Annotated in this window: 10 protein-coding genes; 3 read left to right on the forward strand and 7 right to left on the reverse strand. The window is 43.4% G+C overall.

Annotation, left to right across the window (positions count from 1 at the left end):
• Positions 1 to 229: 229 nt before the first annotated feature.
• The 3 genes from H5201_RS09455 (at position 230) to H5201_RS09465 (ending at position 1,911) form a co-directional block, all read left to right on the forward strand.
• A complete protein-coding gene (locus H5201_RS09455) occupies positions 230 to 604 on the forward strand; it encodes an MAPEG family protein (protein WP_182718847.1) in 375 nt (124 codons plus the stop codon).
• Positions 605 to 1,237 carry a sulfotransferase family protein gene (locus H5201_RS09460; protein ID WP_182718846.1) on the forward strand — a complete coding sequence of 211 codons (633 nt, stop codon included), beginning with the start codon at positions 605 to 607 and terminating at the stop codon, positions 1,235 to 1,237.
• 101 nt (positions 1,238 to 1,338) lie between these two features.
• The gene (locus H5201_RS09465) at positions 1,339 to 1,911 is read left to right on the forward strand and encodes a tRNA-(ms[2]io[6]A)-hydroxylase (protein WP_149981156.1); all 573 of its coding nucleotides are present in this window, start codon (positions 1,339 to 1,341) and stop codon (positions 1,909 to 1,911) included.
• Between the two features lie 155 nt (positions 1,912 to 2,066).
• Here H5201_RS09465 and H5201_RS09470 read toward each other — a convergent pair whose 3' ends face one another.
• From H5201_RS09470 to H5201_RS09500, 7 genes are all read right to left on the reverse strand, one after another.
• Positions 2,067 to 2,672 carry a metallophosphoesterase gene (locus H5201_RS09470; RefSeq protein WP_182784378.1) on the reverse strand — a complete coding sequence of 202 codons (606 nt, stop codon included), beginning with the start codon at positions 2,670 to 2,672 and terminating at the stop codon, positions 2,067 to 2,069.
• 634 nt (positions 2,673 to 3,306) lie between these two features.
• Positions 3,307 to 3,942 carry a hypothetical protein gene (locus tag H5201_RS09475; protein ID WP_182784380.1) on the reverse strand — a complete coding sequence of 212 codons (636 nt, stop codon included), beginning with the start codon at positions 3,940 to 3,942 and terminating at the stop codon, positions 3,307 to 3,309.
• The gene (locus H5201_RS09480) at positions 3,932 to 6,835 is read right to left on the reverse strand and encodes a hypothetical protein (protein WP_182784382.1); all 2,904 of its coding nucleotides are present in this window, start codon (positions 6,833 to 6,835) and stop codon (positions 3,932 to 3,934) included. The genes H5201_RS09475 and H5201_RS09480 overlap by 11 nt, the downstream gene beginning before the upstream one ends.
• Positions 6,836 to 6,860: 25 nt before the next feature.
• The gene (locus tag H5201_RS09485; protein ID WP_182784383.1) at positions 6,861 to 14,645 is read right to left on the reverse strand and encodes a phage tail protein; all 7,785 of its coding nucleotides are present in this window, start codon (positions 14,643 to 14,645) and stop codon (positions 6,861 to 6,863) included.
• Positions 14,638 to 15,048, reverse strand: a complete 411-nt coding sequence (locus tag H5201_RS09490) for a DUF6950 family protein (RefSeq protein WP_182784385.1) — start codon at positions 15,046 to 15,048, stop codon at positions 14,638 to 14,640. Before H5201_RS09490 ends, H5201_RS09485 begins: the two co-directional genes overlap by 8 nt.
• A complete protein-coding gene (locus H5201_RS09495) occupies positions 15,032 to 15,622 on the reverse strand; it encodes a hypothetical protein (RefSeq protein WP_149981151.1) in 591 nt (196 codons plus the stop codon). Before H5201_RS09495 ends, H5201_RS09490 begins: the two co-directional genes overlap by 17 nt.
• Positions 15,622 to 16,155 (reverse strand): hypothetical protein, encoded by a 534-nt coding sequence (locus tag H5201_RS09500; RefSeq protein ID WP_259399679.1) that lies wholly within the window; start codon positions 16,153 to 16,155, stop codon positions 15,622 to 15,624. Before H5201_RS09500 ends, H5201_RS09495 begins: the two co-directional genes overlap by 1 nt.
• Positions 16,156 to 16,213: the final 58 nt, after the last annotated feature.

Below are 16,213 nucleotides of genomic sequence, written 5' to 3' on the forward strand. Positions count from 1 at the left end.
AGGTTTAAAATCTATAATATATGGGCTTCTAATCGCGGGCGGTAAGATGTTGTTACTTTATTTATATTTCATCATGATTAATCGGATAAATAGTAAACGCCATTGATACTGTACTGGTTGATTATCATTTGTTATTTAAATAACAATAGTTGTATAGTACTACCAATAATTAGGGAGACTTGGTAATACACAAGTTTTTATAAACACTTAGATAAAAATTAGGTTTATTGTGATTGTATCTTTATATGCTGCTTTATTAGCACTTTTTTATATTTATTTAACGATGAACGTAGTTAAAGTTCGTCGAGCTGAACGAATTTCACTTGGTGATGGTGGTAATCAACAACTGCAATGCGCCATGCGCGCGCATGGTAATTTTATTGAGTATGTTCCTCTTGCAATTATTTTATTGTTTTTAGTCGAGTATCAAGGTTTAGCCAGTCATTATTGCCACGCATTTGGGGCAGCATTACTGATAGGGCGCGTATTTCATAATTTGGGTATTGTCGATAAAAATCTCCGCTATCGCCAAATTGGCGCGCTAACAACCTTCTTAATAATAGTGTTAAATGCGTTTATCTTATTACTTACACGCCTTTATTAAATGTCAGAGAGAATCTTTATAATTGGCCTACCTCGTACGGGCACAACCAGTGTATGCCATGCATTTTTACAACTTGGTTTTAGTTGTGCCCATACAGCCTATACCAAGCAATGTTTTAACCAAGCGCAAGTGATCGCTGACACCCCAATTTTTAATGATTACGAATATTTAGATTCACTTTATCCAGGTGCTAAATTTATCTATTTAGAGCGAGAAGCAGATAAATGGCTGCCTTCAATTCGCCAATTATTACTGAGAATGCACACCAACTTGATGCGAGCGGATGGGGGGTTCAACCCTCATATTAAGCGTTGTTATCTGCATACCTTTGGCCGTTTTTCTGTTGATGAGTTACACAGTGATGCCTATTTGCAACAATGCTATGAGCAACACAAAAGTGCTGCGCATAACTATTTTGCTAAGCGAACAGCTGACTTTTTATCAATAGATATCGCCCATCCAAACAGTTTTAATCAGCTTTGTGATTTTTTGCAATTACAAACTGAACTGACAGAGTTTGAAAAAATGAATATTGGTGGCAAAGTAACAGCTTGGAATGCAGTAAAACATCCACTAAAAGTTGCTTCAACAGCAAATGGTAAAATCGATAAATATCTATACCCATCGTCTTGATAGGAAGTAACTACTCAAGGTGATTAAAAATTATTGCTGTAACAAGATTTTGTAGTTCAATTGCGTTAAAATCTCGCCATTAGTTTTTAGGTAAAATATTTATGTTCGAATTAAAATACCACACTCCATTTGCATGGACCGAAGCTGTGATGGCAGACTTTGACACCTTTTTACAAGATCATGCCGCTGCAGAAAAAAAAGCATCCGGTATGGCTATGTCGATGTTGTCGCATTATCCAGATCGCCGCAAGCTTGTAAAAGCAATGACAGATTTAGCACTGGAAGAAATGATCCACTTTAAACAAGTATTAAAGCTACTGCTTGATCGTGATGTTAACTTAGGCAACGACCAAAAAGATCCGTACGTGAAACAAATTCGCGCGATTTTTAGAAATGGCCGCGACGAGTTCTTAATGGATAGATTATTAGTCGGTGCCGTAATTGAGGCGAGGGGACACGAGCGTTTCTCTTTAGTTGCACAAGCATTACCAATCGGCAAAGAAAAAGATTTTTATGTGGCAATAGCTAAATCGGAAGAAAAACATAAGAACTTATTTGTCGAGCTGGCTTATGAATATTTTGATAAAAATGAGGTCGATGCACGATTAGAAGAAATTCTTATCGCTGAAGCTGAAATATGTAAAAACATTCCATTTACTGCAGCGCTGCATTAAACATATGGGCACTAGCTGGTAATTTTATTTATCTAGTGCCTAATTGTAAGTTACTAATTTATCAACGTTTTAAAATTTTTGATTAATTCACTTAACTCAACAATTGTAGGGCTCCCGCCTAAATAATTGGTATCAATATGGTACGTATTTTCGATCTAATATGGCTTAGCGGTTGCGTTATGTCCATGAATAGAGAACAGCACGCCAAGGTTTTGAACCAGTTTTTTACTCTGCGTTATTTGTCTATCCCATAATAAGTCACTGATCAGTTGAGCATTTACTTTCATAGGTTGCTGCCAATCCCAACATGTAGCTAAAGTATGCGACAAACCAATTTTTTCGCCTTGGTAGTTCAATAAAATTGATAGTGGGCATGATATTAATTTATTACAGGCATTTAGTAGGCTATTTTTATCACTATGTTTGTGCCATAGACCGCCATTTTTTATCCATAAGTCATACGCTTGTTGATCTTTAGCAAGTGCCTCGAGCATCATATGCTCATGGTTACCCAAGACCATATAGACACCCAACTGTGAAAAGGTATCTAACAACTTTAAACTATCATTGCCACGGTCGATAACATCACCTAATGAAATTAGTACATCAGCGTGCGGATCAAAACTTACTGAATGGATGGCTTGTAGAAATTTATTATAATCAGCATCTAAATCACCAATCACAAACACACGTTTATCAGCCTGAATATCAATAACTTTATTAGGGGACGCATACCGTATTTTATTCGTGCTAATTCCCATCAAAACAAATTACTCCTGTGATTTTACTAATTCTTCATACGCTAACATTGTAGCTATGTAAGCTAAAACAATTTATAAATAAGCGAAGTGTTTACTGGTCATAAATAATCAAGCCGTAGTTGACGCTTAAAAAGTCGCTACCAGATAGTCAGCAATAAAAAACGCATCTTACGCTAGGGCACTTGCCTGTGAATATACTAAACGAGCTGTCACGTACAATTGAGCAAATACACGAACGAATGATCGTAGAGCTAGGACCATAGTTCAACCATATAGTTGTGTGTAAATGAGCAATGCTCAAAGTCAGCTAATATAAAACAGATTTAAAGTGCGCTTAGAATCAAAGTTAAACGACCAGCCATTAATAGTTAGTTATGTGTGAGTCAGTGAGTTAGGTATTTAAAATTGGTGTAACGGATTTAATCTAAATTTGCATGCAAGTAGGGAAAATAGCGTTTATTAATCACGGTAATTGTAAGCCGCCGCAGAAATTTAGAAAAAAAGACGCTAGATTTTAGAATGCTATTAATTATGTTAAATAGGCTTTACTTTTGACTTTATTGGTCATTACAATGGTGTTTACTGATGTGTTGAAAGAGTAGGGTTTAAACAGTGTTTAAACCCTTTTTAAATGTTAGCTAAAGAAAGCCTTGCGAGCCAAGATGAAATCTAAACCAAATTGTTTAAACTCGGTTTCGTTTAGTAGTTCGAGTACTTCAACGCCTTTACATGTTTCTGCATTGAAGTTAATGGGGAAGAATTGCTCCTCAACATTAAACTCTTTCGCAAGTTCCAATGCACTTTTTAGTGCTGATAATCCATTCTGATTTGTTTCAGAAAGTGAAATATTAATACCTTTGAACTTTATACCACATAGCTTATCTATCTTGCGTTGGTGTGGCGCGAGTACTTGCTCAACCGTTTGCACTGCAGGCCGCTCTGGTGCTGCGGGCTCTGGCCGTGGATCAACTGTTGTAATTGTGCCGTCTTCATTGGCCACGGGCTCTGGTAAGTTAGCGTTGTACTCGTTAACTTGGTTTAGCTCAACCAAATAATCGTAGTAGCTTTGTGCCCATTGCCATTGCTCGCCTTGGGCTGCAATTTCTGCAAATTTTTCAATATGCTCAACCTTGCCTTTGGCGATAAGCTGTGCCAGGTCTTTAACAATTGGCCCTTGTTTCAGTGCAGGTAAGCCCTGCTCATTAAGAGCTGGCGCTTCGTTTTCGTCTAGGACGATAAAATCTAATATTGGCTCGAGTTTATTTGTCATTTTTAATCCATCCAAGTGGTTCTACACAGCGAGCAGTGCCTACTAAAACAGTGTTTCCGTTTTCGTCAAGCATTGTCGCTTGACCGTCTACGATATGAATTTTGCCATCATCGCCCCAATCCGTACCATCGTGTTTAAGCTCAGTGTAAGCGTAATTGATAAAGCCTTGTTGGTTTTCGACTGCGTTGTAATTCAGCGCCTTGAACCCTACATCATTATCTATACCGAGTAGGTCTATTGGGGCGTGTTTAGTTTCTCGGCCTGTTGTAAAATCTAACACGCTAGTGATAGGGCGTAGGCTGTAATCAGTAATTTTGAAATTTCGGTTAATGTTGCCGCCAGAACCAGAACTGCCAGTTAATATTTTACCCGTTGCCGAATAAGCGAAATCTCTTCCCCATGTTTTTGCGTAAAATGACGTTGCCCACACATCGCCGACACCACCGTAAACACTGGAGTTTAAATCATTTCTTACAATTTTCGCATTAACTTTATACTGCCAAACCGTCACTTGATTAGTTGGCATGTTAGTAACTGTGACTGTGTTTTTAGCCGCATTACCAATTGCTGTTAGTCCTGTAGTCCACGTTACACCGTTATTTAGTGTATGAGTTCGGATAATATCCGTTCCCGATCCACCGTATGGTCTAGTGAGTGCAAATTCATCTTTTGTACCATTAGGTAAATCAGGTAAATAGCTGCCTACCCAGCCGTATTTAAGGTCATCGCAGAGTAGTATATCTGGTATTGAGCCTTGCACATCTGTATGTATAAACTCTGAAGATAGCGAAGGTCCAATAGCTAATGACAGAACGTAATTAAGATTTTCACCCGCAGGTATGCCGTGACCAATTGCGGGGGCGATTGGTACGATACGAATGTTATAGCCCTCTAATGAACCTGAAGATGAGTCAAGCAAAGAAAATCCTTGTATTTTGAAATACATTGGACTGCCATTGTAAAAAATGCAAACCGAGGAAAAATCTAGTGATGAATTTAAATTATTTGTCCACCAACTGGGTTTCGTCATTCCTAAATTTAAATATGTCGTAGTGTGATATCCCGAAGTTTGCCCCACATTCGTTATGACGGCACTTTCTTGTCCACGATACTCGCCTGATTTAATAGCTAAGTCGGCTTCTGCAAAATCTTCTTGCTTTAAACCCCACGCTGAGTATCGCATATCACGACAAACACCGCCTTGGCCGCTGGCGTAAATAGCATCATAAAAACGAGCGTCTGGTCGTCCAGAAAAGTTGCTTGTAATGCTGCCACCAATATCGCCATTCGCAACAAAACCACCACTACTATAGTAATTAAAACAATCACTCTTACTTTTTAACTTTCTTGCTGAATCTGCCGAAAGCCACTTAACTCGACTGCCATTTGTATTTACTAGTGTTGATGTACCTGTAGGGTTAAGACTTGGATGATACGCGCCCTCATTTAGTCTATTAACAGTGCCGCAAACTAAAAAATGGCACTCACCATTCACACCAACTGAGGTATCTACACCACCGGCCGTATTACTTGATAAAAATGAGCCTGTATTGCCCCTATAACCACTGATATGATTAGTGTTGTAATAATAAGGTGACGCTAACGTATATGCAGCATCAACATTACTGATACCCTGCGGGGAGATTCTTTTTACTGGTGAAGATACAGAGTAAGCAAGTAACCCCCCAGAAGATGATGAATCGAGTACTTGCCAATCACCATTACCCGCACCAGCAAAACTGCGCCCACGAGCACAAAATTGGTAAAATTTACCCGTTGAATCATCAAAATAGATTTTATTAGCTGGGTCACTTGCAATGGCCGTACGTTGTGTTTCACTTGCAGTTTGCCAGTTAACGCCTTTACCGCGACTAGAGTCGTCACCCTTATACCATGCAAAATAGGTAATAGGGCGGACATTATCACTTACCGTTGTTACACCATTGATACTTGTAGCTTGGCTTTGAATTAATCCATTTGCATAAACAAACGGGTCGGCATTATTAATTTCACGTAAAAACGCTTCAAAACCCCACATATCCACACGTTCTGTCACAACCTTGTTAGTTTCAGTCTCACTCGCAAACGCAATAGCTGGGGTGGCGTGTGTGACTGATACACCCGTGGCGCTGTCGTAAGTTCGCGTGCCATCTTCGGCGTGTGGAAGCTTTATCTCAACGCCGAATAGACTACCAGAGGTACCTAAATATTTAAGGTTAGTCAGAATACCTGCAATATTTAACTGTGGATTATCGGTAAGACTGTTACCATCACCGTCTACTCTCCCTAATCGTAATACATTGGGTGTTAACTCATTTGTCCATAGCCCGCTTGCCACTTTATTGTAGCCTGTAGTGGGAGATATAACTTTACCTTTATGCACAAACCCACTGGCCGCAAACTTTTGATTATTCACAGCGCGGCGAGCTTCAAACTCCACTTTGCGCATAGCCCACGGGAATGGATGATACGCGTCCATTTGGGCGGCGTTATCTGCTTCAATTTGCTTTAACGTTTTAACTTCTGTCGTGGTACCGTCTTGGTTTTTGAACGTGACGGTTCCCATTTGGGTTTGCCAATCGTTCATCGCGACAATATTATCATTCACCAACACATTTGCCTTTGTTATTACATCAACCGCCGCTCTAAAATCACCGGTTGTCGGAATAACAATACACTCTTGATTGGATTGATTGCTGTTTTCCCAGTTCTTAACAAGCTCTATGTACTGCTGACTTGAACCGCCCACGTATCCGCGATTTATCTCAACTAAAAAGCCAGCTAAGAATAAAAAGTCACCCTGTCTAATATTAGCGATACTTTCACCGCTGTTGATTGTGACCACTTTAGAGCCGTTGGTCACGCTGGCTTGACTAGCTGTAAATGCTGCCATTGTTTAGTCCTCGTTATTAATTAATTTAGTTGCTACCTGTTACAACAATCGATACAGAGCGCGATCCAGATATTGGCACCCCGTCTTCGGAGTACGGAAATGCAACAGTATTAGCCACAGCCCTCAGCTGTAATGACTGTCCAGCACTGACTGCTAGATTTGTATTTGCAGATACTCCAGCGGAAACTGAAAGAATCATTTCTGACCCCTCTTGTATGCAGTTAGCTGTGCCCATCGCGTTATTGCCTGCGATTGATTGCCACGTCCCCCCGACAAATCTCTCTATATCTATTATTGAATTAGGTTTGTATTGATTTGCAGGGCAGATGCCTGCGCCCATCCCGCTACCTTGAGCCGAAACACTTGCTGCAATAGTTATTGCTGTTGTGCCTCCTGGTATTGTAAAGGGGCCTGTTGATACATTAAGCAGCCCTGATGTGTTGGTTGCTTGGCGCGATATAGACAAAATACCCGCTTGGAAAGTACCCCCAAAATAAAAGCTGCCGGTGTTTGTTTTATAGCTAACTGCGTTGCTTTTACTCATGCCTGAATAAATGGGCTCCTGTGTTGTAGCGTTCCAAGTGACGCCGTTTATTTTTGGTCCATACCACGATATTAAATCTCCACTTGGACCAAAGGGGGTGGAGCGTCCCACTATGTCTAAATAAGCTGAGCTTGGATCGGTAACGGCAAACTCGCCCCCTATAATTTTTGGTGCTGTAATCTTAGTGGCGGCTTTAAATGAATCGCCATCAACAGAACCTCTAATTAGCGCATTACCATTAACTAACAGCGTATAACCAACCCACATTGAGCCATTGTATTTTTTAGTGGTTTCAATAGTTGGGTCACTGGATTTATAAATGGTTACTATGTCATCAGTAACAGGGGTGTTGCTGGGTACTGCGGCATTTGCTGTTGCATCTGACCATGCGCCGGTTGAAGTGGCTACAGTGTAACGGCCAGCGCCTCGGCTACCGCTGGAACCATCCGTGCCTTTGATAATATAGGGTACAGGGTTGCTCCACCCTTGATTGACCCATGCTGTACCGTTTGATACATAACGCGCTTTTGATACATACGTGACATAACCCGCCACATACACGGGTGTGTCGCTCCAATACTGCGGTATTTGCTCTACAGTGCCATTAAAACTGCCGCCTGCGGGTTTTGCGGGCACTGACTGAGCCGCAATGTAAATAAAACTAACAAAGCTGCCGTCATTTCCATCAAAATAATCAATGCCTTTTATTGGGCTGTAACCCGCTAAACCCAATTGAGTAAATGCAATGTTAGTAAGCTCTGTACCTACTTGATAAATACTACAATCAAACCCGTAAACACCACTTGGCACCGTGATTGATGAATAAAAAACCACGCCATTTTTGTAGTAATGTACGTGCTCGCCATCACACTCAACAGCTAGATTGTCTGAGCTGGTATAACTGCCAAAAAAGCCAATATATACCCCTGATTCATAAATGCTAATTGAACCTTGATCACCGTACATTGCAAAGTTAATGTGCTCATAACCACCTGCAGTGTTGGCCGTGTTACTTAGTCCAAAAATAGTATGGCGGCTATCATTTAACGTCGCAGATACAGCACATGCTTTGTATTTCATAACACTCTGAGCACCCGCATTCCACGTTAACGCACCCGCTACTTTAGTAACGCTGTTACCCGTTTTTACTGCATTGGCGTTTACAGCGTTAATAGTAAATGCACTCGCGCCATCTACGCCGTTGTTACCGTCGTTACCATCTGCAATAACAATGCTGTTACCCGCGCCGTCGGTAACTGTGTGGGTACCGTTACCGTTATCTGTCACTGTTGGTATGGGGGCTGCATCACCGTCCACACCATCTTTAATGGTGATGGTGTCTGCGCCGTTGGTAATTGTGTAAGAGCCGTCAGGGTTAGTGATTATTGTTGGCGCATCGCCTTTTTCACCTTTTAACCCCGTTAAACGCGCGGCGTTTGACCATGATGTGATCGCGGTGCCGTCTTCAATTGTGCGCTCACGGCGGTATACGTCACCAGTTGTGTAACTCGCATGCCATGCGCTGGTACCATTTACACTATATTGGTACTCAACATAACGGGTTTTTCCGTCCGCACCATCCTGCGCTTTAATGTCCTCAAGGTTTTTAACTTCGTGGCCATCACCTAATATTAAGCGCCCACGTATAACATGCTGTGGGTTTTGCGGATCGGTATTATCAACGTAGGACGTTGGCACAAAGGTGTCACCAACCATCACGCCTTGGCGTATAACATCACCCACTAAATCAATGCTTGCAATTTCGCCATCGTTATAGCCCGCAATACCTGTTACGCGACCATTGTTATCAAGCGTCCAGCCACCGCGAGCTACCAGCTTACCGTCTACTGTGGTAAATAACTGGCGTAGCTGTTTAATGCTCGCGCTGTTTTCACCATCGGTGATTTGCATATTGGCGATAAACTCAGCGAGCGGGCCATTAACCCATGAGCCGCCATCTGCCACGCATTGCACGGCGTCGTTTTTGCTGGTGATTTGCCCCTCAGCATTTACGCAATAACCTACTGCAGTGCGGGTGTATTGCTGAGCTGTGGCTATCGCGGTGTTTTTAGCGGCCTCGGTATCATCATTAATTTTGCTGGTTAGGGTTTGTTGTAACGTGCTGAACGCTTGGTCTTGGCTTGCAAATGTTTGGGTTATTTCGTCAAACTCAGCAATAGTGTCGTCAACAAACGATGCAAATTCTTCATCACGCAGCGTACTTGCTTCATTGATTGTTGCTAGGGCAGTAGTAACATCACTAAAACGCGCTGTAACGTTTTCAAACGTGGCTTGATAACGTTGGTCACGCACTACACTTGATTGATATTGATTTGCCACCGCTTTATTTAGTGATGTAATAATGGCATTGCTGTTGTTAAAAATGGCTGCTAATTCAAGCTGCTGCTGAGCCAAACTTTCAAAATCACCAGCTTGAGCTTGCAGCTTTTCGTTAGCGAGCGACGCTTTAACATTGAGCGTTGCCAACTCATTGTCTTGCATCATTTGGTTATACGCTGCAATTACATCATTCAAGCCCTGCCGCGTTTGCCCAAGCTCCAAGCCCTGAATTTGCAAAATGCTAGTCGTTACCGCGCCCTCAGCGGCATCTAATCGTTGTTTTACATTCGCAAAGGTCGCGTTTACGCCATCTTCTTTATCGTTAAATAACGTGATCTGATTATCAATATAACCCTCTGCAGCATTAATAAACTGCTGAGCGTTATTGGCTTTTTGCAAAGTGCCATTTTCAGCAAACTCTTGCAGTGTCGCGCTTATTTGATACGTTGCATTAAATGTATCAAGCAGTTGGCTTACGTTACTTTGGGTTTGATAGCCCTGCAGCGTTACCCATGCTGCCCCAATTTCAACTGCGCGTTGCACGGCTGGGCCGTCAATCCACGTATGGCCCGCAGCTTCACACGCCACAGCATCATCCTGATCAACACGTTCGCCGTTGGCATCTACGCAATAGCCCGTTACTGCGCGGGTAAACTCGTTAGCCGTTGCCAGCATGACCAAATCTTGCGTTTGAAACTCAATGCGTAATTGTGAACCCATGCTTGCACGAGCTTGTTGCTCTGTGCTCACTAAATTATCAATGCGGTTTAAATCAGCCTCGGCGCTGCCCATGCGCACGCTTAGTTGCTGCTGCGAGTTGGCAGTTACAGTTAGATCGTCTGCATTGGCTTGTATTAAATCGTACGCAAATGCAATGTTATCGTTTATGCCGTTTGGTTTATTAACAAACTGGGTGATCAAGTTTGTAATGGTGCCATCAGCGGCATTTATCCATTGCTGGGCTTCTTTTGCTGCAGTGATTATGCCCTCGTCGTTAATCTGCTGGATTGTTGCAGTTATGCTGTATTCACCGTCAAACGTGCTAATAAACTGCTCAACGTTCGCGGCGGTTTGGTAGCCTTGGTTATTAACAAAAACGCTGGTGTAGTCGTTAATTAACTGTACCAGTGGGCCGTCAACCCACTCATGGCCAGCGGCAATACATGCCATGGCGTTAACTTCATCAACTTTATTGCCCTCGGCATCTACACAGTAACCAACAATGGCATCAACCCTTTCGTTGGCTTGTGCTACTGAGCGCGTACCCTCGTTGATAATTTCAGCGCGCAGCTCACGTTCAGTGCTTGAACGGGCGGTACGTTCGTTCGCAAATGCTTGGTTTAAACTCGTTAAATACGCAGCGTTTTGGCCGTATAAGCCCACTAATTCAAGTGTTTGCGTTGCGAGTGATTCAACATCATTAGTAACAGCGGCAAGCTTTTGATTAGCGGCAGCAAGGCTAAAGCTTTGCTCTGCAAGTTCTTTGTCTTGCTGCATTTTGTTGTATGCTGCAATAACCTCATTTAAGCCTAAGCCTTTAACATCAATTTCTAGGCCGCTTACTTGGGTAATGCTTTGGCTTATTTCGCCAGCGATGGCATCAATGCTTTGTTCAGCGGTGCTAATGCGCTGGTTTACACCATCGTCACTGTTTAAAATGCTGGTTACTTGGTCACGAATGGTGGCATTTGCTCCGTCGATCCACGTTTGAGCAGCGTTGGCTTTTACGATGATGTCTTGGTCGTTAAACTCTTGCAGCGTAGCGGCAATGCTGTACTGAGTATTAAACGAATCTATAAGCGTTTGTACGTTACTTTGCGTTTGATAGCCCAGGGCGTTAACCCAAGCGGTTGTTGCATACTGTGCCATAACGCCCGTTGCGGCGTTAATGTCTTGCTCAAGCTCTGTGGTACGCGCGGTAATGTCTGCAAGGGCTAAATCGTTTGCACCGCGTTTACCCACCTCGATAAAGTCGATATCACACGCGCCAAGGTCAAACTCTAAACTGGTAATGGTGCCTGTATAGCCTGCTGCTCCTGTGGCATCGAGTGTTAAGGTCTCAAAATCGTTGCCCGTTGGCTCAGGTAAATGCAGGATTGTCGTCCCACCATTAAATTTAATATCACCGCGCCAGGTTGTGCCCACATGTTTACGCACGCGCAGGCGAAACATCGGGTTTTCATCGGCGTTATAGCTAATAGCAGGGCTGCTAATTTGCGTAGTGGCAACAATGTAACCGGTTGCGTTATGGCTATCCGGATCAAACCCTTCGCTACTTGTATTAAACTGCCAGCTATACGCAGGTTGTAGCGCTGCCAATGCACCGGCTATTTGTCCCTCAACCTCACTAAAAGTGGCTTTTTGGTTGATTTGCGCGGCTTGAATAATAAGCTGCGCCTCGGCTTGGCTTATGCGATTTTGAGACTGTGTAATTTGCTGTGACGCAATAGTAATTTTGCTATTCACACCGTCAATTAAGAGGGTGGCACTGTTAAAGCTTTCATCTGCATAGGCGTAAGCGCGATTAACAATGGTGCCCGTGTCAGGATCAACATACACAGCGGCATCAATTAAACGCTCGTTATTAAACGTGCGGCGCTCGTACTCGTTACGCCAGTTTGTATATGCGCTCGTTACGTTTAATAAGCTCAGCCCCATGTTTTGCTGGGCTAAACGCTGTTGCTCAATCGCAATATTGTTGATCTTAATAAGCGCTGGCAGGCTGTTTTGCTGGGTTGCGTCTAAAACCTCTGTTACGCGCTCTAAATCGTTTATTTTGCTGTTAGAGTCGGCTAGTTGTTGCTGTAAGTTATTTGGATTTTCAGCATCAATCACTTGTACTATTTCAGCAAGTCCGCTGATTGCATCAAGGTTTTTAGCAATTAAGCTGGGGAGGTTGTTCTCGGTTTCTGGCCGCAGGCGATCAACTTGCGCGTTAATGTCTGCGATTAAAGTTTGGGCTTCTTCGCTTAGTTTAGTGAGGGGTAATTCGTTAATGTATTCTGTTAAATCAACGGTGGTCGTGGTGGCCGTTACATTAACCCAGTCACTTGCGCCCAGGTGATTAACGCTGCGCACTCTAAATTTATACTCAGTTTCGCTTTTTAAACCAATGCGGTTGTAAATCTGTGCAAGCACACGTTCGCCGCTTTGTGGCTGTGCGTTAGTGCCTAAAAACTCCCATTCAAACGCGGTGCCAATGCCTGCTGCTGCAATCTCGGCAGTGAGCGTAATTTGGTTATAATCAGCGGTTACATACACAGTTGGCAAAGTAGGTGTTAATACACTAAATTGCACAGCAACAAGCTGTGAGCGCTGGCCAAATATGTTTTTAGCACTAATACGGGCGGTGTATTCACCCAACTGCAAATTAGGTATTACAACTTGCGTATACGTAACAGAGGTTTTAAATACCTGCTCATCAGCAGCGGTATTAATAAACTCAACATCGTATTCATGCACAGCAAGCGGGGTCGGGTGGTTCCATTTAATAATGCCGTTGCCATCACCATCTATTGTTACCCGTACATCAAAAATAGGCTGAGGTTTGCCTACCAAATAGTCGCTGTTTGGAGTTAAATCCTGCGCGCCAGGTATTATGTTATCAGCCCATAAATTAGGGCCGTCTTCAACACACATCAAGCTTACACCGCCATCTAATCTAAAGCGGCGCTCGGTTACACGGTAAATTTTATTGTTAATCGACTCGCGGGGTAAGTTTAAAAGCACAGTACGGCCAACCGCAGCAGCTAAGCCTTTGTGCTTAAGCGGTAGCTCTATTTCGCCAAGGCGTGTTTGCTCTAAATAAATTGTTGCTAGGCGCTGCGCAGTGGTGCTACTGCGTACAAATGGCAGTGAAATAGACTTTTCTAATATCTGATTATCAATGGTTTGATACCCAGTAGACACGACAGGCGGGGCGTCTGTACGATCGTAGTTTTGCTCTGGGTCTGTAAATGTGGCTCTAACAACATTGGCACGGTCGCGTAAATCAGCGTGCCATTTAATTTTAATATTGCCGTGTACATCATCCTGGTTAATTGTATACGTCGGGTTGCCATACCATGCACCTACCCGCACATACCATTGGCCCATTTGTCTAAAAATTTTACCAGCAAAACAGGCTTCTAACTGGTTTAAAACATCAATTGGTTTGGTGCTAAATGTAAAGCTGCCATTGGTTGTGTAGCGCGGCTCAGTGGTAACAACACCCTGAGCGTCGGTAAACTCGGCGTCTTCATCACACACGTTAATTGCCGCAATCCACCACTGCAACGGCAACCTGCTAAAGGGCACTTCATACGCGCCATAAAACCGCACATAGTGCAGGGCGCACAGTACGGCGTTTTGACTCCAAAGCCAGGTGGTTTCATCATCAGGGTCTTGGCTTGTATCCCGTGGGTCCCACACTCTAGCGCCGCGTATTAAAAAGCCCATATCGCCAATGCCGTCTTCAAACACTTCGCGGTTATTTTCAATCTCTATAAAAATATAGCTTTGCCCAAAGCCCACATGCTCACTGGTCCAGCCCGCCATTTTAGCCACGGCTTTAGCGTTTGCAGTAGTTTGGCGGCCATCGCTGAGCGAATAATCCCAACTCTCACTTGGGTAATCACTCAGCTTTTTATCAGCAATGTAAATCTCTTCAAGGGCATCAATAGGCGCACCGTTAATGAGTACAATTAATTGCATCCATTTTTTATCGCCTTTTTCAACTTCCGCTTGGTGAGCAATAACACCGCCCACACGGTCACGGCCAAAAGTAATACGCCTTGGTTGGTCTATGCCTTTTTGTAGCCCTTGGCCAAGTGTGGCTAAATCATTTTCTGGCAAGTCCGGCGCTAACGAATCCCACAGTGCGCCAAGCCCTGTATAATCAAAAACAGTATCAACAACATTAACAACCGTATCTATAACCTTAGACATTTCGCGGCTCCAACGGGTAGACCGCTTTTACTGTGTCCATTGGTCGGGTTACTAAACCATATTCACCCACACACACCACTGCGTTTACAGTCACTATGCCGCCCACATACTCACCTTTAAATTCAACTAAGGCGATATCACCACGGCGGGCGTAACTAAGCGCTATAGCAGGGTTTAAACGCTCTTTAAACACACTTTGAACATCATTTAAACCGCGTTTAAATAGTTGTTTAAACGCGCCAGTTTCAGTGCGGTATTTACCTCTAAAATCCGCTGCTACATCACTGCCAGTTGCAAATAACACCCAGTCGGCAACGAATAGGCAGCAATCATTTTTACCCCATTTAAACGGTTCACAGTTTCGTTGGTTAATAAATGCAGCAAGCTTAGCGGCGACGTTCATTGCGTGGCCCTCCTATATAATTACCAGGTTGCGTATCAGGTAGGTTTTGTTTGTTAGCGGTGGTTTGTTCACTAAAAAATACATCACCCGGGTAAAGTGATTTTTGGGTGGCGTCGTTCCAACGTTGATTTAAACGGGCTTCTTTCCAGCGCTCGCTTTCACCTGCAACACTTAGCTGTATTTGCGATACATCGCCGCGCTCTACGTCACAGGCAACAATGTATCCACTTTCAAGCAATTGGCTTTGGCTTACGCGGTAGTGTTCATCCACAGTAACAAGGTAAATTTCACAGCCCTGGCTAATGGGGTCGTTTTCGGCCACCTCAGCTAATACAGCTTGGTCTTGGGTGTGTAGTGTTAAACGTATGCTGGTGCTGTCGTTTTTATCACTGGCGGGTATTTCGCTTACAGTGCCGAGCATGCCCACGCCATGCCAGGTTAAATTAGCAAAGCGGCGTTCACCTACGCCTGTATGCAGCAGTACATCGCCGCTTTTAAACGCCAGGCGTACAAAAAAGCGAGCGCGGCCACTGGTGGCTAAATCAGTAAGTAGGGCGGCGTTTAGGCTTTCCATTAAAACGCCTCCCGACCTTTAATTTTCCAGCTTGTAACTATGCCATTTTTATACTGCGCACTGGCAAGGCCTTGCTTGTTATCAGCCAAACGGAATAAACCAACCGGTTGTTTAAAGGTAATTAGGGTGTTGTCTGCAGGTATTTTGCGTAGGGGGGATTCAAATATAACCGTTGCGCGGCCAAGTGAGTCAGTTGTTAAATCTTGGGTTAAAACTTTTAGCTCAGTGTTTTGGCCAACACCTACTTGCATACGTTCGCCAACAACCAATAAGGTTTGGTTGGCGGGTAGGCCATCAATATTTAAAATATTGCCATCTTGGTTTGCACCACGCACATAGCCAACAAAGTCTTTATCAAGCTGTTCACGGCGGTAATCAATTAAGGTAAACGTGCCCACTTGGCCGCGTAAGCTAGCAATAAAACCATCAAGGGCCAATGCATCGCGCTCAGGTACATTGGTAAGCTCTATTTCAAACTCCCAATATGCACCCTCAAGGTCGTAAACCTCGGTAGCATTGTTGGCTTTATTCAAGTGTATTTGGCTATTGGGCACTAACGTAAAGTTAGAGCTTTTAGGCCGTTTGGGTAGG

Source organism: Pseudoalteromonas sp. SG43-6, from assembly GCF_014164365.1.
GTDB lineage: Bacteria > Pseudomonadota > Gammaproteobacteria > Enterobacterales > Alteromonadaceae > Pseudoalteromonas > Pseudoalteromonas rhizosphaerae.